The organism is Pectobacterium atrosepticum (genome assembly GCA_019056595.1).
Taxonomy (GTDB): domain Bacteria; phylum Pseudomonadota; class Gammaproteobacteria; order Enterobacterales; family Enterobacteriaceae; genus Pectobacterium; species Pectobacterium atrosepticum.
Genome location: CP036163.1, coordinates 2,110,258 through 2,129,265, shown reverse-complemented (window position 1 = coordinate 2,129,265; position 19,008 = coordinate 2,110,258). Strand labels below are relative to the sequence as shown.

Annotated in this window: 17 protein-coding genes; 11 read left to right on the top strand and 6 right to left on the bottom strand. The window is 51.2% G+C overall.

What is annotated here, in order from left to right:
• Positions 1 to 155 precede the first annotated feature (155 nt).
• Both argO and DCX48_10220 read left to right on the top strand, forming a co-directional pair.
• Positions 156 to 770 carry an arginine exporter ArgO gene (argO, locus tag DCX48_10225; protein ID QXE14849.1) on the top strand — a complete coding sequence of 205 codons (615 nt, stop codon included), beginning with the start codon at positions 156 to 158 and terminating at the stop codon, positions 768 to 770.
• Positions 771 to 975: 205 nt separating this feature from the next.
• On the top strand, positions 976 to 1,701 hold the full coding sequence (locus DCX48_10220) for an oxidative stress defense protein (protein QXE17212.1): 726 nt from the start codon (positions 976 to 978) through the stop codon (positions 1,699 to 1,701).
• 91 nt (positions 1,702 to 1,792) lie between these two features.
• Here DCX48_10220 and DCX48_10215 read toward each other — a convergent pair whose 3' ends face one another.
• Positions 1,793 to 2,686 carry a LysR family transcriptional regulator ArgP gene (locus tag DCX48_10215; GenBank protein ID QXE14848.1) on the bottom strand — a complete coding sequence of 298 codons (894 nt, stop codon included), beginning with the start codon at positions 2,684 to 2,686 and terminating at the stop codon, positions 1,793 to 1,795.
• A gap of 239 nt (positions 2,687 to 2,925) precedes the next feature.
• Between DCX48_10215 and rpiA the strand changes: the two genes are divergently transcribed.
• Together rpiA and DCX48_10205 are read left to right on the top strand one after the other, a co-directional pair.
• Positions 2,926 to 3,585, top strand: a complete 660-nt coding sequence (rpiA, locus tag DCX48_10210) for a ribose-5-phosphate isomerase RpiA (protein ID QXE14847.1) — start codon at positions 2,926 to 2,928, stop codon at positions 3,583 to 3,585.
• Positions 3,586 to 3,879: 294 nt separating this feature from the next.
• Positions 3,880 to 5,112, top strand: a complete 1,233-nt coding sequence (locus DCX48_10205) for a phosphoglycerate dehydrogenase (protein ID QXE14846.1) — start codon at positions 3,880 to 3,882, stop codon at positions 5,110 to 5,112.
• A 254-nt stretch (positions 5,113 to 5,366) separates the two neighbouring features.
• Here the strand turns inward: DCX48_10205 and DCX48_10200 are convergent, their stop codons facing one another.
• Positions 5,367 to 6,368, bottom strand: coding sequence for a zinc-binding alcohol dehydrogenase family protein (locus DCX48_10200; GenBank protein QXE14845.1), 1,002 nt, complete (start codon positions 6,366 to 6,368; stop codon positions 5,367 to 5,369).
• Between the two features lie 119 nt (positions 6,369 to 6,487).
• Between DCX48_10200 and DCX48_10195 the strand changes: the two genes are divergently transcribed.
• A complete protein-coding gene (locus DCX48_10195) occupies positions 6,488 to 7,393 on the top strand; it encodes a LysR family transcriptional regulator (GenBank protein ID QXE17211.1) in 906 nt (301 codons plus the stop codon).
• Positions 7,394 to 7,648: 255 nt separating this feature from the next.
• Positions 7,649 to 9,349 (top strand): HAMP domain-containing protein, encoded by a 1,701-nt coding sequence (locus DCX48_10190; GenBank protein ID QXE14844.1) that lies wholly within the window; start codon positions 7,649 to 7,651, stop codon positions 9,347 to 9,349.
• An 83-nt stretch (positions 9,350 to 9,432) separates the two neighbouring features.
• On the opposite strand, the gene ettA is transcribed toward DCX48_10190, so the two are convergent.
• Positions 9,433 to 11,100: an energy-dependent translational throttle protein EttA gene (ettA, locus tag DCX48_10185; protein QXE14843.1), complete on the bottom strand. Its 1,668-nt coding sequence runs from the start codon at positions 11,098 to 11,100 to the stop codon at positions 9,433 to 9,435.
• 468 nt (positions 11,101 to 11,568) lie between these two features.
• Between ettA and DCX48_10180 the strand changes: the two genes are divergently transcribed.
• Positions 11,569 to 13,503, top strand: coding sequence for a murein transglycosylase (locus tag DCX48_10180; GenBank protein ID QXE14842.1), 1,935 nt, complete (start codon positions 11,569 to 11,571; stop codon positions 13,501 to 13,503).
• 72 nt (positions 13,504 to 13,575) lie between these two features.
• Complete coding sequence (gene trpR / locus DCX48_10175; protein ID QXE14841.1) at positions 13,576 to 13,908, top strand: trp operon repressor; 333 nt, start codon at positions 13,576 to 13,578, stop codon at positions 13,906 to 13,908.
• A gap of 18 nt (positions 13,909 to 13,926) precedes the next feature.
• On the opposite strand, the gene yjjX is transcribed toward trpR, so the two are convergent.
• Positions 13,927 to 14,466, bottom strand: a complete 540-nt coding sequence (gene yjjX / locus DCX48_10170) for a non-canonical purine NTP phosphatase (protein ID QXE14840.1) — start codon at positions 14,464 to 14,466, stop codon at positions 13,927 to 13,929.
• A 50-nt stretch (positions 14,467 to 14,516) separates the two neighbouring features.
• On the opposite strand from yjjX, the gene gpmB reads away from it, so the two are divergent.
• Entirely contained in the window at positions 14,517 to 15,167 is a 651-nt protein-coding gene (gpmB, locus tag DCX48_10165; protein ID QXE14839.1) for a phosphoglycerate mutase GpmB, read from the top strand.
• Here gpmB and robA read toward each other — a convergent pair.
• Positions 15,156 to 16,043, bottom strand: a complete 888-nt coding sequence (gene robA, locus DCX48_10160; protein ID QXE14838.1) for an MDR efflux pump AcrAB transcriptional activator RobA — start codon at positions 16,041 to 16,043, stop codon at positions 15,156 to 15,158. The genes gpmB and robA overlap by 12 nt on opposite strands.
• A 206-nt stretch (positions 16,044 to 16,249) precedes the next feature.
• Here robA and creA point away from each other — a divergent pair, with 206 nt between their 5' ends.
• Positions 16,250 to 16,732: a protein CreA gene (gene creA, locus DCX48_10155; protein ID QXE14837.1), complete on the top strand. Its 483-nt coding sequence runs from the start codon at positions 16,250 to 16,252 to the stop codon at positions 16,730 to 16,732.
• 56 nt (positions 16,733 to 16,788) lie between these two features.
• Here the strand turns inward: creA and arcA are convergent, their stop codons facing one another.
• Positions 16,789 to 17,505, bottom strand: a complete 717-nt coding sequence (arcA, locus tag DCX48_10150) for a two-component system response regulator ArcA (protein ID QXE14836.1) — start codon at positions 17,503 to 17,505, stop codon at positions 16,789 to 16,791.
• Between the two features lie 747 nt (positions 17,506 to 18,252).
• On the opposite strand from arcA, the gene DCX48_10145 reads away from it, so the two are divergent.
• Positions 18,253 to 18,939 (top strand): tRNA/rRNA methyltransferase, encoded by a 687-nt coding sequence (locus tag DCX48_10145; GenBank protein ID QXE14835.1) that lies wholly within the window; start codon positions 18,253 to 18,255, stop codon positions 18,937 to 18,939.
• The last annotated feature ends 69 nt before the right edge of the window (positions 18,940 to 19,008 follow it).

The following is a 19,008-nucleotide window of genomic DNA, read 5'->3' as shown; positions in this document are numbered from 1 at the left end:
TGCATCGTCAGAAATCGTCCTCTCAACTAACATTTCCTCCCCTCCATCCTCAGCACATTAGCGTACCTAATGTAGCGTTAGAATATTCAATTTCACTTATTTAATCGGCTTTCATAAACTCCTCGCGACAACAATAAATAGCGTAGGAGAGAAGTATGTGGGCGGTCTATTTACAGGGCGTTCTGTTAGGGGCAGCGATGATTCTGCCACTGGGTCCACAGAATGCATTCGTAATGAATCAGGGAATTCGCCGACAGTATCACCTGATGGTGGCGCTGCTATGTGCCGTGAGTGACATGGTGTTGATTAGCGCGGGTATTTTTGGCGGTAGCGCGTTGCTCAACCAGTCTTCGTTATTGTTAGGAGCGGTGACTTGGGGCGGCGTTGCGTTTTTGCTCTGGTTCGGCTGGGGAGCAATGAAAACGGCCTTCAGCAAGAATATTACGCTAACCAGTGCTGACGTGATGAAGCAGAGCCGCTGGCGGATTATTGCCACTATGTTGGCAGTGACCTGGCTTAACCCCCATGTTTATCTGGATACTTTCGTGGTCTTGGGGAGTTTGGGGAGCCAGTTTGCGGATGACGCCCGACGCTGGTTTGCGCTGGGGACGATGACCGCTTCCTTCACTTGGTTCTTTGCGCTGGCGTTATTGGCAGCTTGGCTGGCACCGTGGCTGAATACACCTCGGGTACAGCGAGTTATCAACTTTTTTGTCGGTGTGGTGATGTGGGGAATCGCTTTGCAGCTGGCGCGTCACGGCTGGCAATAGTGGTTAGAAATAAATAACACCGCTTTACGCTGCGTTTCAGAAATTCACCTATATTGTGTGGAGTCAGTAATACGTTATGTTGTCTGGTAAAAGATACCCTTCTTGTATCTTTCATTCTGGAACATGCTGTGCCGAAGCAGGATAAATCCGCTGAGCCACATGCGTGACGAAACATAAGTAAGGAGAGAGTGTGAAGCGAGGTATGATGAAGCTCAATGCACTGGCGCTGGCCGCCGCAGTAGGGTTTGGTGGCGTGTCGATTGCCGCACAGGCTGCGGAACTGCCGGATGGCCCGCATATCGTGACGTCGGGGACATCCAGCGTAGACGCGACACCCGATATTGCGCGTCTGGCAATTGAAGTGAGTGTGTCATCAAAGGATGCGGCGGACGCGAAAAAGCAGGTCGATGCTCGCGTTGCACAATATTTTGATTTTCTAGGTAAAAACGGCATTGAGAAAAAAGATATTAATGCTGCAAATTTACGCACGCAGCCAGAATATGATTATCTGAAAACGGGTGGTTCAGTGCTGAAAGGCTATCGTGCGGTGCGTCAGGTGGAAGTGACGCTGCGTCAGTTAGATAAACTGAACGAACTGCTGGATGGTGCGCTGAAATCAGGGCTGAATGAAATTCGCACGGTAGAACTGGGCGTTGCTAACCCGGAAACGTATCGTGATGAAGCGCGTAAGAAAGCCATCGAACAGGCGACGAGTCAGGCTGCATCGCTAGCACAGGGCTTCAACGCCAAGCTGGGACCGATCTACAGCGTTCGCTACCATGTTGCCAACTATCAGCCGATGCCAATGGCACGGATGTTTAAAACAGCAGATGCGGCAGCACAAAGCGAAGCAGCGCAAACGTATGAACAACAAACCATTCACTTTGACGATCAGGTGGATGTCGTATTTGAGTTGCAGCGCACGCAATAAGAAATGTGCTAGCGAGTTGATCGTACCAACAGGCCTGTTTAGACAGGCCTGTTGGTTTTTATAACGACATCAATATCACTTTCTCAGTACGTTATGACTGTCTCAGTACCTGATGGCCGTGTGATAGCAGGGCATCCGTCACTTTTCTCATCATCCGACTTTCCGGCGCGAAGCGATGCCAGTAGAGCATCCGGCGCTGAAACAGCCCCGGCGTCAGATCGACTAATTCGTTGTTGGCAAGCTCTCTCTCGATTTGCAGATGCGGGATCATGCAGCAGGTCGTGCCCTGTCGTGCCAGCTGTACGAAGGCTTCCGATGAATTCACAATATGGCAGGGAACACTGCCCGGCGACAAATCAAAGTTCTGCTGTAAAAAAGCCTGATGCATATCGTCCAGATGGTCGAAGGCAACCGCAGGGGCACGCAGCAGCGCAGAGCGCGTCACACCATTCGGGAAATAGCGGGCGGCGAACGCTGGCGACGCAACGAACAGATAATCCAGCGCACCCAGTTTATCCACCAGACAACTTGGTAGCGGCTGAGACTGAATACTCACCGCACCGACCACTTCACCCCGACGCAATCTTTCCTGGGTGCGCGTTTCATCCTCGACCTGCAAATTAAGACGAATGGGAGAATCCACCAACACCGACTGTAACGCTGGCAACAGCCAGGTCGCCAGACTGTCGGCGTTCACCGCCAACGACAGCAGCAGTGGAATATCGCTGTTGGTTTCATTACCCAGCCACTCTTCTTCCAGTAATTCTACCTGATGAAGCAGAGCCAAGAGCTTCTGCCCTTGTTCCGTTGGGCGGGGCGGGATGGTTCTGACCAACAGCGGTTGGCCGAACAGATTTTCCAACTGTTTAATACGCTGCGAAACGGCAGATTGGGTAATACACAATTTTTGGGCAGCGCGTTCAAAACCACGTTCGCGGATGACGGCATCCAGAGCCTGAAGCGTTCGATAGTCCGGGCGTTTCATGAAAGTCAAAATCCCCTGAATGAGTCTGTTTTTTTTCACTATGCCACATTTTGCTGGTTTGCCATGCAGAAATCTTATTTTGGCTATCGTGTGAAATCACGATTCAGCACGGTACGTGTGACATTGCACGCGTGAAATAATGCATCGGTGGTGAGGTGAATTGCACGCTTTCCCCAACGCGCATGTTCTATAATACGCACACGTTTTCGTATATCGATTCTACAGGCCAAAAGCAGATTATGACGCAAGATGAACTGAAAAAAGCAGTGGGATGGGCAGCGCTTGACTATGTTCGCCCTGACACCATCGTGGGAGTAGGAACCGGATCGACGGCAGCACACTTTATTGATGCGCTGGGTTCGATAAAACATCAAATCAAAGGCGCGGTTTCCAGTTCGGATGCTTCAACGGAAAAATTGAAAAGTCTGGGCATTCCCGTTTTTGATGCCAATGATGTTGATTCGCTGGATGTTTATGTGGATGGCGCGGATGAAATCAACGGTCATATGCAGATGATCAAAGGCGGTGGTGCTGCTCTGACCCGTGAGAAAATCATTTCGGCACTGTCGCGCCAGTTCATCTGCATTGTTGATGCGTCAAAGCAGGTTGATGTACTGGGTAAATTCCCGTTGCCAGTTGAAGTCATTCCAATGGCGCGGTCTTACGTGGCGCGTGAACTGGTGAAGCTGGGTGGTCAGCCGGAATATCGTCAAGGTGTAGTGACGGATAATGGCAACGTCATTCTGGATGTACACAACCTGAATATCATGGATGCGGTCGCGGTAGAAAACCACATTAATGGTATCGCTGGCGTCGTGACCGTTGGGCTGTTTGCCAACCGCGGTGCGGATGTGGCGTTAGTCGGTACGGCTGATGGTGTAAAAACCGTCACTAAATGAGTGTATGATCGTTCTGACGTGGTGGACGGTCATGTCAGAAATTTTTTAGCTAAAAAAATCTATTTAGTTAACGGCTCATTTTTGGTACTTAATATCACATTTTCTTATTTTGTTTATCGCCGATATGGCGATGCACATCTTTGGCAATATTTTTTGCCATAAATCAGGTGCGCTTCTCTGTGGCGCGATTTGGGCGAAGCAATCGTTTGTATTGCTGACTGCGTAATTTTTGTTATGTTGGCAGAGGCTATTTAGCACTCTGTCACATTTGAAGTCTGAAAATAAGGTCGGGAAATGGCAAAGGTATCACTGGAAAAAGACAAGATTAAGTTTCTGTTAGTGGAAGGCGTGCACCAGAGCGCGCTGGATAACCTGCGTGCAGCGGGTTACACCAACATCGAGTTCCACAAAGGGGCGCTGGATCCTGAAGCATTGAAAGCTTCTATCCGCGACGCGCATTTTGTGGGGATCCGCTCGCGTACCCATCTGACAGAAGAGATTTTTGCTGCTGCGGAAAAACTGATCGCGGTAGGGTGTTTCTGTATCGGGACTAATCAGGTTGAACTGTCGGCCGCGACCAAACGCGGTATCCCAGTGTTTAATGCCCCTTTTTCCAATACCCGCTCCGTGGCAGAAATGGTGATCGGCGAAATGCTGCTGATGCTGCGTGGTATCCCGGCAGCGAACGCGAAAGCGCACCGCGGTATCTGGCACAAACTGGCTGTGGGATCGTTTGAAGCTCGCGGCAAAAAGCTCGGAATCATCGGCTACGGCCATATCGGTATGCAGTTGGGTATTTTGGCTGAAAGCCTGGGTATGCACGTTTATTTCTATGATATTGAAAGCAAATTGCCGCTGGGCAATGCTCAGCAGGTGCGCCACCTGTCCGATTTGCTGAATATGAGCGACGTGGTGAGCCTGCATGTGCCGGAAAATGAAAGTACGCATAATATGATGGGCGCGGAAGAACTGGCACTGATGAAACCAGGTGCAATCCTGATTAACGCCGCTCGCGGTACGGTGGTTGATATTCCCGCGCTGTGTGAAGTGCTAAGCAGCAAGCATTTGTCCGGTGCAGCGATTGACGTATTCCCACAGGAGCCGGCAACTAACAGCGAGCCATTCCTGTCGCCGCTGTGCGAGTTTGATAACGTGCTGTTGACGCCGCATATCGGTGGATCCACGCAGGAAGCACAGGAAAATATCGGTGATGAAGTTGCAGGGAAACTGGCGAAATATTCAGACAACGGCTCTACGCTGTCTGCGGTGAATTTCCCAGAAGTGTCGCTGCCCGTTCATGGCGCACGCGCTAGCCGCCTGCTGCACATCCATGAAAACCGTCCTGGCATGATTACCAAAATTAACCAGATCTTTGCTGAGCAGGGCATTAACATTGCTGCGCAGTATCTGCAAACGACACCTGAAATTGGTTATGTGGTGATTGATGTAGAAACCGACGGTGCGCAAACGGCACTGCAACTGATGAAGGCGATTCCCGGCACTATTCGTGCCCGTCTGCTGTTCTGATGTCTGATTGATCAGTGAGTCAATTGATCGATAAATAATCAGCCCTGAAAGGGGCTGGTTGAGGCTGCTGACAAAGTCCGTAGAGCGAGAGTAACGGATAGATCGTAAAGACGCTGTGAATACATCCTTGTACGCTCGGCTTGCGCCATCCCTGGCGCAAGCGCTTTACTCTTCTATTCCGTTACTCCCGTTTTCATTCAGTAAATAGGTTTGTCAATGGTCTGCATCAGCCCCGAAAGGGGCTGATTGCGTTATTAAAGCGCGATAACGATCTTACCGCGCATATGCCCTTCCAGCACTTTATCATGAGCCTGCTTCAGCGTTTCTACCGTTAACCCTTGCAGCGTTTCGCTGGCGGTACCCTGAAGTTTTCCTGCATCAACCAGCTGTGCGACTTCGTGCAGAATGTTCCCCTGTTCCGCGATATCCGGTGTGGTGAACATGCTGCGGGTAAACATGAGTTCCCAATGCAGCGCCGCACTTTTGAGTTTTAGCGCCGTTTGGTCGAGCGGGGTTTTGTTTTCCACGATAGTGCAAATGTGGCCCATTGGCGCGATCAGTTTGCTGATGGCGTCCCAGTGTCCGTCGGTGTCGTTCAGGCAGAAAATATAATCGACCTGTTTGATCCCTTCCTTTGCCAGTTCCTCGACCAGATTACGATAATCCACGACTTTATGTGCGCCGCGCTGGCGGCACCACTCTGCCGAGTCAGGCTGTGACGCAGTGGCGATGATGTTCACCGAACTGCGTAATGCCGCCAGAGAAATCGCGAGCGAACCTACGCCACCCGCGCCGCCGATAATCAGCAACGTTTTCTCGCTATCGGCCTGCTGTATTTTCAGATGCTCGAAAAGCCCTTCCCACGCGGTCAGTGCCGTAAGCGGCAGTGCGGCCGCAGCCGACCAGTCCAGAGAAACAGGCTTACGCGCCACGATACGTGAATCAATCAATTGATGGGTAGTATTGCTGCCGGGTCGGGTGATATCGCCAGCGTACCAGACTTCATCACCTACCTGAAGGTGGCTAACGGCGCTGCCGGTTTTCAGCACGATACCGCTGGCATCCCAGCCGAGAATTCTGGGTTGCTGTAACCCATTTTGACGTAACCCAGCATGAACTTTGGTATCAACCGGGTTGACGGAAATAGCTTTTACGCCGATCAACAGATCGTATTCACCGGGCTCGGGAATGTCCTGCGTGATGGTGATGAAATTTTCTGGCTGTTGTGGATCAACGGCTATCGCATGAGCGGTCATGGTGTGTTCCTCATTATTTTCAGAATAGGGTCTTGTGAATAGGACAAAGTGTAGAACACTGAGATAGGGCTGATAAGATGGACAATAAATAATGAAGTGTTCGGCTGAGATGAACAATGATGTTTAAACAATTGCAGGATATGGCGCTCTTTGCGCTGGTGGCCGAGTGTGGCAGCTTTACACAGGCGGCGCGAAAAGCGGGATTAGCAAAATCCAGCCTGAGCCTGCGTATTAGCCAGCTCGAACAGCAGATCGGCCTGCGACTGCTTAACAGAACGACGCGCCAGCTAAATCTGACGTTTGCTGGTGAACGTTACCTGATTCACTGTCAGGAGATGCTACAAGCCAGTGAGCGTGCCGATCTCGCCATACAGCGCTTGCGTGATAACCCCAGCGGACGACTACGTATTACCAGCCCTGCGGGGTTAGGTTCCACACTGCTGGCGCGACTCACCGCTGAGTTTCAGCAGCGCTTTCCGGCGGTATCGCTGGATGTTCTGATTTCAGATGCGGTGATCGATCTGGTGCAGGAGGGCTTTGATGTCGCTTTTCGCACCGGTAAACCTCACGATTCGTCACTCATTGGACGTTCACTCGGGCAGACTCCGCGATATTTGCTGGCATCGCCTGACTATCTTGCACGGCATTCGGCATTACTTCATCCGCAGCAGCTCCAGCAACACCGCTGTATTGCGCATCATGCCTGGACAGAATGGCTCCTTCATCGCGGTTCAGAACTCTACCGTTGGCTATTACCTGACGCACACATTACAGATAATCTGCTTTACGCCCGCGAGTGCGCTATTGCGGGGGCTGGGATTACGCTATTGCCGGACTTTCTCTGCCGAGATGAAGCTGTGTCTGGAAAGTTGGTTAGGGTTCTGCCGGATTGGCAGGCGGAAGCCAATGAGCTTTATCTGGTGTACCCCAGCCGCAAGTTAAATTCGCCCGCATTAGCGTGTTTCATCGACTTCGTTTTACAGCATCGCGCGTTAGATGATTACTCAATACTTTTGAAAAAGTAACAGTGATATATTGCGCAGAGATTTTTGTTTCATTTTTACGTTCAATCGTAAATTTTTATTGAAACGTGATTTCTATCAACTTATTTTAGGTGCGTTTTAGATTGGGAATGCCGATAACAATCTTGGTTCCTTTTGACTTTTTTATGAAAGGCATGTCCTGCGTGGCGTTTTGTCACGGTGATATTCGGGCTCTGTCACATTGATTAGTGATAGAGATAATGTAGACCAGTGATGGTGAAAATGAGAATGCAATCGATGTCTGTTCAAAAAGAGAAGTTGAGTTACATCAACAATATACGTCTCGTATCGTTATTTATTACTCTTTTTTCAATTATCCTGATTCTCTTTGCGCTTTCTATTGGCACAGCGAGCTATTTCTTAAAGCAGAGTAATGATTCACTGGATAAGGCAAATGAGCTGTCTGATATTCGCGCGGGTATCAGCAGTAGTCTCGATCAGCTGCGTGTTGCCAGGCTGCTGCTCATTCAGGCTGGTGCGGCAAACCGTATTAGCGATCACGAAGTATTTAAAGCTGCTTCAGACCAGGCCTCTGGTCGGGTCAGAGCCTCACAGAAACGCCTTGATGAATATCTCGCGCGTCCCGACAGACTGGAGAGTGAAAAAGCCTTGGACGAGGATATCCTCAAGGCTTATACCAACTATCGCGATAATGCGATTGTCTTGATGCAGAAAGCCACAAGTGATGGTGAATTTGAAGATCTGGTGTCGTTAGAAAGTACGCTGGCGCGCACGTTAGATGAAGAGTTTAGCGTTCCTGTACGTAAAAAAGTGACTGAACTGACAAAAGCCGCGCAGGATATCAATCAGCGGGCGGAACAGAACGCCCAACTGGGATACTGGATGATGGCGGGCTCGTTTGCCTTATCCGTCATTATGGCAATCATGGCGTACATCATGGTGCGCAATGTGATCCTTGCACCAATCAATAGACTGGTTGAACGTATCCAGAAAATTGCAGCAGGTGACCTGACATTGCCACCGATGGCGATGGGGCGTAATGAGATAGGCACCCTGGGTACGAATATTCAGAACATGCAGGCGGAACTGACGAATACGGTTACGATCGTGCGCGAAGGTGCGGATTCGATCTATCAAGGATCGTCAGAAATTACGGCGGGTAACGTCGATCTCTCTTCACGTACCGAGCAGCAGGCAGCCGCTCTGGAAGAAACCGCAGCGAGCATGGAACAGCTGACCGCAACGGTGAAACAGAACTCTGACAATGCTCATCATGCCAGCCAGTTGGCGAAAAATGCTTCTGAAAAAGCAGAGAGAGGCGGGCAAATTGTGCAAGGCGTGGTGGACACGATGCAGGATATTTCCACTAGTTCAAAACGCATTTCCGAGATCACTTCCGTTATTAACAGTATCGCCTTCCAGACCAATATTCTGGCGCTGAACGCCGCAGTAGAGGCGGCGCGGGCAGGCGAACAAGGGCGTGGTTTTGCCGTCGTTGCGGGTGAAGTTCGCAATCTGGCGCAGCGTAGTGCGCAGGCGGCGAAGGAAATCGAAACGCTGATTGGCGAATCTGGTAGGTTGGTGAATACCGGCTCTGGGCTGGTGGCTCAGGCTGGGACAACCATGGGCGAGATTGTCCGTGCGGTCGTCAGCGTGACTGATATCATGGGGGAAATTGCTTCCGCTTCTGACGAACAGAGTCGTGGTATTGGGCAGGTCAGTCAGGCCGTGTCTGAAATGGATAGCGCAACGCAGCAGAATGCAGCGTTAGTGCAGGAAGCATCGGCGGCTGCTGTTTCACTTGAAGAGCAGGCTGCGCGTTTGACGCAGGCTGTCGCGGTATTCAAGCTGTCCGGTATAGTCCAGCAAGTGAGGTCATCATTGCCGAAATCTGCGCCGCAACCGCGTTTAGCGCCAGCGATGGCTATTGCCGGAAGCAGCAAAGGCAACAGTAATCAAAATTGGGAAACGTTCTGATTCCCAGTAGATGAAGCATGACTGGAAAGAAAAATGGCCCGCAATACATTGCGGGCCATTTGTTTATGACGTCTGGTGACGGCTTATTTAGTAATCTTCTTGTATTTGATGCGGTGAGGCTCCAGCGCCTCTGCGCCCAATGTACGCTTCTTGTATTCTTCGTACTCGGTAAAGTTGCCTTCGAAGAATTCCACTTTACCTTCATCCTGATAATCCAGAATGTGCGTGGCGATACGGTCGAGGAACCAACGGTCATGCGAGATCACCATGGCGCAGCCAGGGAATTCCAGCAGGGCGTTTTCCAGCGCGCGCAGGGTTTCGATATCCAGGTCGTTGGTAGGTTCATCGAGCAGCAGTACGTTGCCGCCTACCTGCAACAGCTTAGCTAGATGCAGACGACCACGCTCACCACCAGATAGCTCACCAACGCGTTTGCCCTGATCAACCCCTTTGAAGTTGAAACGGCCAACGTAGGCACGGCTAGGCATTTCGGTGTTGCCGACACGCATGATGTCTTGCCCGCCGGAGACTTCTTCCCAGACGGTTTTGCTGTTATCCATCGCGTCGCGGAACTGGTCTACTGACGCCAGTTTCACCGTTTCACCCAGCTCAATTGTGCCGTCATCTGGCTGTTCTTGACCAGACATCATGCGGAACAGCGTCGATTTACCTGCACCGTTCGGGCCGATAATCCCGACAATCGCGCCCTTCGGTACGGAGAAAGAAAGCCCGTCGATTAACTGGCGCTCACCGTAAGATTTACTGAGGTTGGTGACTTCCACCACTTTATCGCCGAGGCGAGCACCAGGTGGAATAAACAGTTCGTTGGTTTCGTTACGTTTCTGGTATTCCGTGCTGTTCAGCTCTTCAAAGCGCGCCAGACGAGCCTTACCTTTGGACTGACGGCCTTTAGCACCTTGACGAACCCACTCCAGCTCTTTCTCAATGGATTTACGGCGTGCCGCTTCCTGAGAAGCTTCCTGTGCCAGACGCTGATCTTTTTGCTCCAGCCAGGAAGAGTAGTTACCTTCCCACGGAATGCCTTCGCCACGGTCCAGCTCCAGAATCCAACCTGCTACGTTATCGAGGAAGTAACGGTCGTGGGTAATCGCCACCACTGTGCCCTCGAAGTCGTGCAGGAAGCGTTCCAGCCAGGCTACCGACTCGGCATCCAAGTGGTTGGTTGGTTCGTCGAGCAGCAGCATGTCTGGCTTTTCCAGCAGCAGACGGCACAGCGCAACGCGGCGACGTTCACCCCCAGACAGGGTCGCGATTTTCGCATCCCACTCTGGTAGACGCAGGGCATCCGCCGCGCGCTCTAACTGGTTATTCAGGTTATGGCCGTCATGCGACTGAATGATCTCTTCCAGTCGACCCTGCTCGGCAGCCAGTTTATCGAAATTTGCATCCGGGTCGGCGTACAGCGCATAGACTTCATCAAGACGTTTCAGCGCAGTCACGACTTCTGAAACTGCTTCTTCCACGGACTCACGCACGGTGTGCTCCGTGTTTAACTGCGGTTCCTGCGGCAAATAGCCGATTTTGATTCCAGGTTGTGGGCGAGCTTCACCCTCGATGTCCGTATCAATGCCAGCCATAATACGTAACAGCGTTGATTTACCGGACCCGTTCAGACCCAGTACGCCGATCTTGGCACCGGGGAAAAAACTGAGGGAGATGTTTTTCAGAATGTGACGCTTCGGCGGAACGACCTTACCGACGCGATGCATGGTATAAACATATTGAGCCACGTTGCGACTTCGCCTCTCTCTTATCTCTATGATTTGTCACCATAAGCGGGTGACCATGGGTAATTAATAGCGCTGCTGAAGGATATGCTTTAGCAGCGGCTCGATTATTCTAAGCACATTATTCTAAGTACGAAGTGTAGCGGGTTTCAGCCCGCGATCCCAGCTATCCGGCGATTTGCCATGGCCGATCTGAGACGTATGCCCGTCTGATGAATTTCAGGATCGGTTTGCGGATCGGCATACCGTTGTCTGGCATGATGTGCCACACTAGATCTGCCCGATATATCCGTCATACTTCAAGTTGCTTGTGCGTTGGCTGCCCTTACTCACCCCAGTCACTTACCTGAGTAAGCTCCTGGGGATTCATGCGGTTGCCGCCTTCATGCAACTCGAATTATTTTGGGTATAGGATAGGGGTATCGATACGATGAAGGATGCCGATAGCAAGTTCGATAACGGATGAGGTTAATGCAGGTGATGAAAGCAGGTCATTGGTGGTACGCCGTTGCGGCGGTTTGTCTGGCTGGGGCTTCCGGTCATGTGCTGGCGGATTCTTTAGACGAGCAGCGTCAGCGCTATCAGCAAGTTAAGCAGGCATGGGACAGTAACCAGATGGACACGGTAGTGCAACTGATGCCGACGCTGCGCAGTTACCCACTTTATCCTTATCTTGAATACCGCTCGCTCACGCAGGATCTGAGTCAGGTCAGTGCGACGCAGGTGAAACAGTTTATAGCCACCCATCCCACGTTGCCGCCCGCCCGCAACCTCACCACCAGCTTTGTGAATGAACTGGCGCGCCGTCAGGACTGGAACGGGCTGCTGGCATTTAGCCCACAGCCGCCGAAGCCGGTCAGTGCCCGCTGTAACTTTTATTATGCCCAGTGGGCAACCGGCCAGCGTCAGGGCGTGTGGGAAGCCACGCGTGATATCTGGCTGACCGGGCGTTCGCTCCCTACCGTGTGCGATAAACTCTTCTCTGTATGGCAGCAAGCAGGCGAACAGACGCCGTTGACGACGCTGGAGCGCGCGCGTCTGGCCATGGATGAAGGCAGCGGTAGTCTGGTGAGCTACCTCATCAAGCAGTTACCTGACGATTATAAAACGATGGGCGATGCACTGCTGAAACTTCAGAACGATCCTAATTCGCTGGAGAGCTTCGCCCGTACCGTGGGGCCCACAGATTTCACCCGTAAAGTCACGCTGTCGGCTTTTACGCGCACAGCGCGTCAGGATACGGATAATGCCCGTTCGATGTTGCCGATCATTGCCCGTTTGCAGAAGATGAGCGCCGCAGAACGTCAGGATATGGAAGAAACCATCGCCTGGCGTTTGATGGGTAACGACGCTACGCCAGAGCAGGCAGAGTGGCGGGATGATGTGGTGCGGCGAAGTACGTCGACTACGTTGCTGGAGCGTCGGGTGCGGATGGCGTTGGGTGCTGGCGATCGTCAGGGGCTGACGAGCTGGATGGCACGCTTACCGGCGGAGGCGTTGCAGAAAGACGAATGGCGCTATTGGCGCGCAACAGCGCTGTTGGATCAAGGTAAACGTCAGGAAGGCGAGACGATATTACGTGGCCTGATGCAGGAGCGCGGGTTCTACCCTATGGCGGCGGCGCAGAAACTGAACGAGCGCTATCCCATTACTATCATGACGGCGGTGAAGCCAGACCCTTCTCTGTCTCAGCTACCGGAAATCACCCGCGTGCGGGAATTAATGTTCTGGCAGATGGATAATTTGGCACGGAGCGAGTGGGTTGGGCTGGTGGCGAATCGTAGCAAACCGCAGCAGGAAGCGCTGGCTCGCTATGCGTTTGAACAGCGCTGGGCGGATTTGAGCGTGCAGGCGACGATTGTTGCGAAGCTGTGGGATCATCTGGAAGAGCGTTTCCCGCTCGCCTGGAATGACGAATTCCGCCGTGAAACGCAGGGGAAAGGGATTAGCCAGAGCTATGCGATGGCGATTGCCCGTCAGGAGAGCGCATGGAATCCAAAAGCGCGTTCCCCTGTTGGTGCATCGGGCCTAATGCAGCTGATGCCCGCGACGGCGCAGCATACCGCTAAAATGAGCAATATCACGTTCTACACGAACAGCAGTCAGCTATTTGATCCTGAGACCAACATTCTGTTGGGAACAAGCTATTTGGAGTACGTGTACCAGACATTTGGCAGTAACCGCATTCTGTCTTCCGCGGCTTACAACGCCGGGCCGTCGCGCGTGAATACTTGGTTGAGAAACAGCGCTGGGCGTATCGATCCCGTTGCGTTTATCGAAAGTATTCCGTTTTCGGAAACACGGGGTTACGTGAAAAATGTGCTGGCCTATGACGTCTTCTATCGCAACTTCCTTCATCAGCCAGCCAATGTGCTGACGGATGCAGAATGGCAGCGGCGTTATTGAGACGAGGCGTTGCGATTGCTTCCCGAAATTGTGTTATGCTGCCGTACTAGTTAAATAGTATGGCAGCCCGTTATGACTCCGTTATCGCTTATCGACCCGGCACTCTCTGAACAAGACAATGAGCATTGGTTACGCTTTGTCGCGCTATTACAGCAGTCTATTGCAGAGGATCTCCAATTGCCGCTGCTTCAACTGCTTCTTACGCCGGATGAGCGTACCGCGTTGGGAACGCGGGTGCGAATTGTGCAAGAGTTAATGCGGGGTGAAATGAGCCAGCGTGAGCTAAAAAGCGAGCTAGGTGCAGGAATTGCCACGATTACGCGCGGTTCAAATAGCCTGAAAGCCGCGCCCCCCGCGTTGAAAATCTGGCTGGAAGCGCAGTTGCTATCGGCAGATAAACCGTAAGGTGACGACGCGTAATCGTTACTGTGTCGTTGTTTGAACGGAAATCTGATAGATCGGGTTATGAAACGGTACAAGCGCCAGCAGCAGCGCCTGATGGTACACGCTGGTACGTGACAATTTGCCGTCGGTGAAGACGCCGATGGCACCACCTTTATGTTTTATATTCTGAACGCCCGTCAAACGCTCCATTTCATCGCCTAATTCCCGCCCTTCACGAATACCATGTAATATACTTTCAGGAAGAACCAGGCTTGCAGAACGTGATTCGCCACGCAGATTGGCATTTTCGATCACCATCCAGGCGAAAGTCATGCTTTCTTCAATGCCCGCTTCTACACCGACCCAAAAATTGGCTTCTGGTCGCACCTGGCGTGCCATCATGACGCGATTTCTGGCACCGGTACGGGTTTCGATAGAACCGAGAGGCTGACGTGGGACGCCGCTATCGACGTCAACACCTTCGATGCGACAATTTTCTGCACCAAAGACATCGATGAATGCCAGGCTAATAGCCTTAATTTTTGCTGGGTTGGTAGTTGCAGCGACAACGTGATACATAACAGTTTCGTACCTTTAGTTAATTTGACGCAGTATAACGGAAAATAACCATGTTACAGGTATATCTTGTTCGCCACGGCGAAACAGAATGGAATGTGGCTCGACGTATTCAAGGCCAATCTGATAGTGCGCTGACGCCAAGAGGTGAGCAACAGGCACAACAGGTTGCTGAACGAATCGGGACGTTAGGGATTACGCATATTTTTACCAGCGATCTCGGCAGAACGCGCCAGACGACAGAAATCATCGCTAAATATTGTGGTGATTGCCAGATAATCCTGGAGCCCGGCTTACGCGAATTGAACATGGGCGTATTGGAAGCTCGCGATCTGGATTCGTTGACCGCCGAGGAAGAAGGGTGGCGTAAACGGCTGGTGGATGGCACACCTAATGGGCGAATCCCGGAAGGGGAATCGATGGTGGATGTCGCATCACGTATGCACGGTGTCTTAGAACATTGTCTGGCATTGCCTGCTGGGAGCCGCCCGTTGCTGGTTAGTCACGGCATGGCGCTGGGGTGTTTACTCAGTACGGTTTTGGGGCTACCAGCATCGGCTGAGCGGCGTCTGCGACTACGCAACTGTTCCTTATCGCGCATCGATCATCAGCAAAGCCCGTGGCTGGCATCGGGTTGGGTGGTGGAAACGGCCGGAGATATTTCTCATTTGGATATCCCGGCACTGGATGAGTTACAGCGCTGAGGTCGGCTCTGCATGCTGGATGGGGATGAGATACTCGCAGCGTATGATGTCAGGAATATCATCACGCGCTGTGCCGTCTGGATGGAAGCGCTCGGCATCGAATCCTTTGCGGCGTGTGAGCTTGAAGGTCGGCAGACAGGTGTCATACAGCGTGATAATAAAGTCCTGTAACTCGTCTGTTGGCCCTTCAAAAACAAACATCGCGTAGTCGCCACCCGGTAGCGTAATGGGCTCGCCAGTGTGGACGTCATCGGGCAGGTACTGCGGCTCCAGCGCGGTGGTGTAGAGCACCTCGTGTTCGTCGTCTTTCTCTTTGCTTGGGCGCGAATGATGCAGCCCGTAAAGTACTGGCGGAACGGAGCAGGTCTCACCCAAAAATTGGCGCCAGTAGTGGACGCGGATTTCCGTACGGAAGTTACAGATCTGCTCAAGTCGACAGTTATAGGTTTGCGTTAGCCCAAGCAATTGCGTTTCTGGCAGTTGCACAAACTGCGGCTGTGGTAGGGTAAATTCACCGAGCCGAATCGGCGGACGAATGCCGAAAGTATTCCAATTATCGGAACGACGATAAGACGCCGGCGTTTGGGAAAACTGCTTTTTAAACGCGCGGGTAAACGTTTGTTGTGAGTCAAAACGGTATTGCAGAGCAATATCAAGGATGGGACGGCTGGTCAGACAAAGTGCAACCGCCGCTTTGGTCAATCTCCGCGCTCGGATATATGAACCAATAGCATTGCCCGTTACGTCTTTGAACATTCTTTGCAGATGCCACTTGGAATAACCTGCTTTCGCCGCCACATTATCCAGTGATAGTGGTTGGTCGAGATGGCTTTCTAGCCAGTTAAGCAAGTCACGTATGATACCGGCTTGATCCATAATCTTCCTCATCAAACACATTGAGCGCGAGCGTATTGAGATCACGCATCATAGCAATATTTTCACTTTGGTACTGCTGAAGATTTTTGAAAATATTCAGCAGGTAATTTGGATGAGTAGGATGATCATGGCGGTTTATTTTGTACATCCTCTTTTTAATTGTGGTTATTAATTGTTTGTCATGAATTATCACAGAGCCTGAAATTATGAACATAAAACGAATCATGAGTGTGGGTCTGCTAGTGCTATCTGCGGTTGGCACCGCCAGTGCGGAAGAGGTTGGATCTGTCGATACGGTCTTTAAACTGCTGGGGCCGGATCATAAGATCGTAGTCGAGGCGTTTGACGATCCTGATGTATCAAACGTGACCTGTTACATAAGCCGAGCCAAAACAGGCGGCATCAAAGGCGGATTAGGGTTGGCGGAAGACACGTCAGATGCGGCGATCTCTTGCCAGCAGGTTGGGCCGGTTACGCTATCCGATAAGATCAAAAACGGCGGTGACCGCGGATCTGTGGTATTCCAGAAAAGAACGTCGCTGGTTTTCAAGAAGTTGCAGGTTGTTCGGTTTTACGATCAAAAGCGCAATTCTCTGATCTACCTTGCTTACTCCGATCGATTGGTCGATGGTTCGCCGAAGAATGCGTTAAGCGCGGTGCCAGTTATGCCGTGGGGAAAGAGTGAATAACGTGCGGTAAGAAGGGAAAAACAGCCGGAACAGGAGCCTGCTCCGGCTGAGTGGGATTAATTTTCCAGATCGCCACAGAAGCGGTAGCCTTCACCGTGGATCGTCGCGATGATTTCCGGCGTATCAGCTGTCGATTCAAAATGCTTGCGGATACGGCGGATGGTGACGTCAACGGTACGGTCATGCGGCTTAAGTTCACGACCTGTCATTTTCTTCAGCAATTCTGCGCGAGATTGAATCTTGCCTGGGTTTTCGCAGAAGTGCAGCATCGCGCGGAATTCACTACGCGGTAGCTTGTATTGCTCGCCAGCCGGGCTGATCAGAGAACGGCTATTGATATCCAGTTCCCAGCCGTTGAAACGATAGCTTTCCACCAGACGACGTTCTTCAGTGCCACTGCCCAAATTCATGGTTCGTGACAGCAGGTTACGTGCGCGGATCGTCAGTTCACGTGGGTTGAACGGTTTGGTGATGTAATCATCCGCACCGATTTCCAGACCGAGGATCTTATCGACTTCATTGTCGCGACCGGTGAGGAACATCAAGGCAACGGTGGCTTGCTCGCGCAGTTCACGTGCCAGCAAGAGACCATTTTTCCCTGGCAGATTGATGTCCATGATCACCAGATTGATGTCATTCTCGGACAAAATATGGTGCATTTCTGCGCCATCGGTGGCTTCGTGAACAACGTACCCTTCTGCCTCAAAAATACTTTTGAGGGTGTTACGGGTTACCAACTCGTCTTCAACAATAAGAATGTGCGGCGTCTGCATGTTTGCTACCTAAAATTGCCAACTTAAATTATAGAAATCGGAAGTACAGAAGTCGCTGTCATACCCTGCTGGCCCGCTGGCTACAACGCCAGTTATTCCGGGTATTTCCCTGGAGCTTATCGAGGTAAATATACGCTCTCGCTCAACATCAGACTCAAGTACGTAAATGCGTTACTGGTGTTCATTCTCTACCCGCTTAGAGGTACTGCTAGCGGGTGAGTGTGGCGCTAATTTAACTGCGCTCAAAGTGGCGCACAGTTTAACCTTATTAACAGCAACATAACAGTAAGCACTGATTTTGCCTGCTGATAAATCTACGGTTCTGTTGACATATATCAAATTTCATTTTAGCACGTTAACTATTTTGTGATAAACACTTATAGGATTGCTAGTTTACGTCACAATTTAGCACTTTTTATGAACGATTTAGCATAGCAAATGCCAATAATCATAATTGACGCTGCACATATGTTGGTGTTTTTATAACTTATTGAAATAAAATAATTTACCTTGTCTTTCTTGTGGTTTTCTCTTCCCGTTCATTTTTGGACATCACTGATGTTTCCTACCGAAGGTTGAGTTGATGTCAGAAATTCTGTTGGTTTATTGTTAATTTTCCATCGGTAGTGATGGCAGGATAGCTATTGATGAACCGTTATCAACAAATCGTGATCGATTACACGTCCGTGTTATTTAGCTGCTGGCGAAAATATTGCCAGAGCGTACGTAACCCATACTGGGGAGTCTATGCAGTTTCATATTATTTTGGTTGAGCCCGCCCGGGCAGAGAACGTAGGGGCAGCAGCCCGCGCGATGAAAACGATGGGATTCAGCAGTTTGCGTATTGTCGGTAGTACAGTACATCAGGAACCCGCAGCCCGTTGGGTGGCGCACGCATCTGGGGATATTCTGGATAACGTACAGGTATTTTCCACGTTGGCTGAAGCATTGGTAGATGTTGATTTTACTGTCGCGACCACCGCGCGCAGTCGGGCTAAATATCGTTATTACTGCACGCCAGCGGAGCTGACAGGCGTATTGCAGGAGAAGGTGCAATGGATGGCGTCTGCGGCGTTGGTGTTTGGCCGAGAAGATGTCGGCCTGACGAATGATGAACTCGAACTGGCAGATGTGCTAACTGGCGTGCCGATGAAAGCGGATTACCCTTCGTTAAACCTGGGTCAGGCGGTGATGGTGTATTGTTACCAGTTGGCAGAATTCATGCAGGTCAAACCGGAAGCGGTGCAGCCAGCGGTGGCGGGCCAATTGTCGGCGCTGCGCGATCGTCTGGATCGGCTATTGGTCAACTTGGCGGTTGAGGACGACGAAAAGCTGCGGGACTGGCTGCATCAGCGGCTGGGACGCTTAGAGCAACGCGATACGGCGATGCTCCATCGGTTGCTACACGATATTGAAAAAAGATTGCCGAAATAAGATAGCAGAGATGGTTTTTGGGGTGGTCGAACATATTGAGTTTCTTTTTTTGACAATGATTTATCCGGA

Coding starts and splice junctions, on each gene's coding strand:
- creA (QXE14837.1), top strand. CDS start 16,250: ATGAACATAAAACGAATCATGAGTGTGGGTCTGCTAGTGCTATCTGCG.
- DCX48_10145 (QXE14835.1), top strand. CDS start 18,253: ATGCAGTTTCATATTATTTTGGTTGAGCCCGCCCGGGCAGAGAACGTA.
- arcA (QXE14836.1), bottom strand. CDS start 17,505: ATGCAGACGCCGCACATTCTTATTGTTGAAGACGAGTTGGTAACCCGT.
- argO (QXE14849.1), top strand. CDS start 156: ATGTGGGCGGTCTATTTACAGGGCGTTCTGTTAGGGGCAGCGATGATT.
- trpR (QXE14841.1), top strand. CDS start 13,576: ATGACTCCGTTATCGCTTATCGACCCGGCACTCTCTGAACAAGACAAT.
- DCX48_10200 (QXE14845.1), bottom strand. CDS start 6,368: ATGACCGCTCATGCGATAGCCGTTGATCCACAACAGCCAGAAAATTTC.
- DCX48_10195 (QXE17211.1), top strand. CDS start 6,488: ATGTTTAAACAATTGCAGGATATGGCGCTCTTTGCGCTGGTGGCCGAG.
- gpmB (QXE14839.1), top strand. CDS start 14,517: ATGTTACAGGTATATCTTGTTCGCCACGGCGAAACAGAATGGAATGTG.
- yjjX (QXE14840.1), bottom strand. CDS start 14,466: ATGTATCACGTTGTCGCTGCAACTACCAACCCAGCAAAAATTAAGGCT.
- DCX48_10220 (QXE17212.1), top strand. CDS start 976: ATGAAGCTCAATGCACTGGCGCTGGCCGCCGCAGTAGGGTTTGGTGGC.
- DCX48_10190 (QXE14844.1), top strand. CDS start 7,649: ATGTCTGTTCAAAAAGAGAAGTTGAGTTACATCAACAATATACGTCTC.
- DCX48_10180 (QXE14842.1), top strand. CDS start 11,569: ATGCAGGTGATGAAAGCAGGTCATTGGTGGTACGCCGTTGCGGCGGTT.
- DCX48_10215 (QXE14848.1), bottom strand. CDS start 2,686: ATGAAACGCCCGGACTATCGAACGCTTCAGGCTCTGGATGCCGTCATC.
- rpiA (QXE14847.1), top strand. CDS start 2,926: ATGACGCAAGATGAACTGAAAAAAGCAGTGGGATGGGCAGCGCTTGAC.
- robA (QXE14838.1), bottom strand. CDS start 16,043: ATGGATCAAGCCGGTATCATACGTGACTTGCTTAACTGGCTAGAAAGC.
- DCX48_10205 (QXE14846.1), top strand. CDS start 3,880: ATGGCAAAGGTATCACTGGAAAAAGACAAGATTAAGTTTCTGTTAGTG.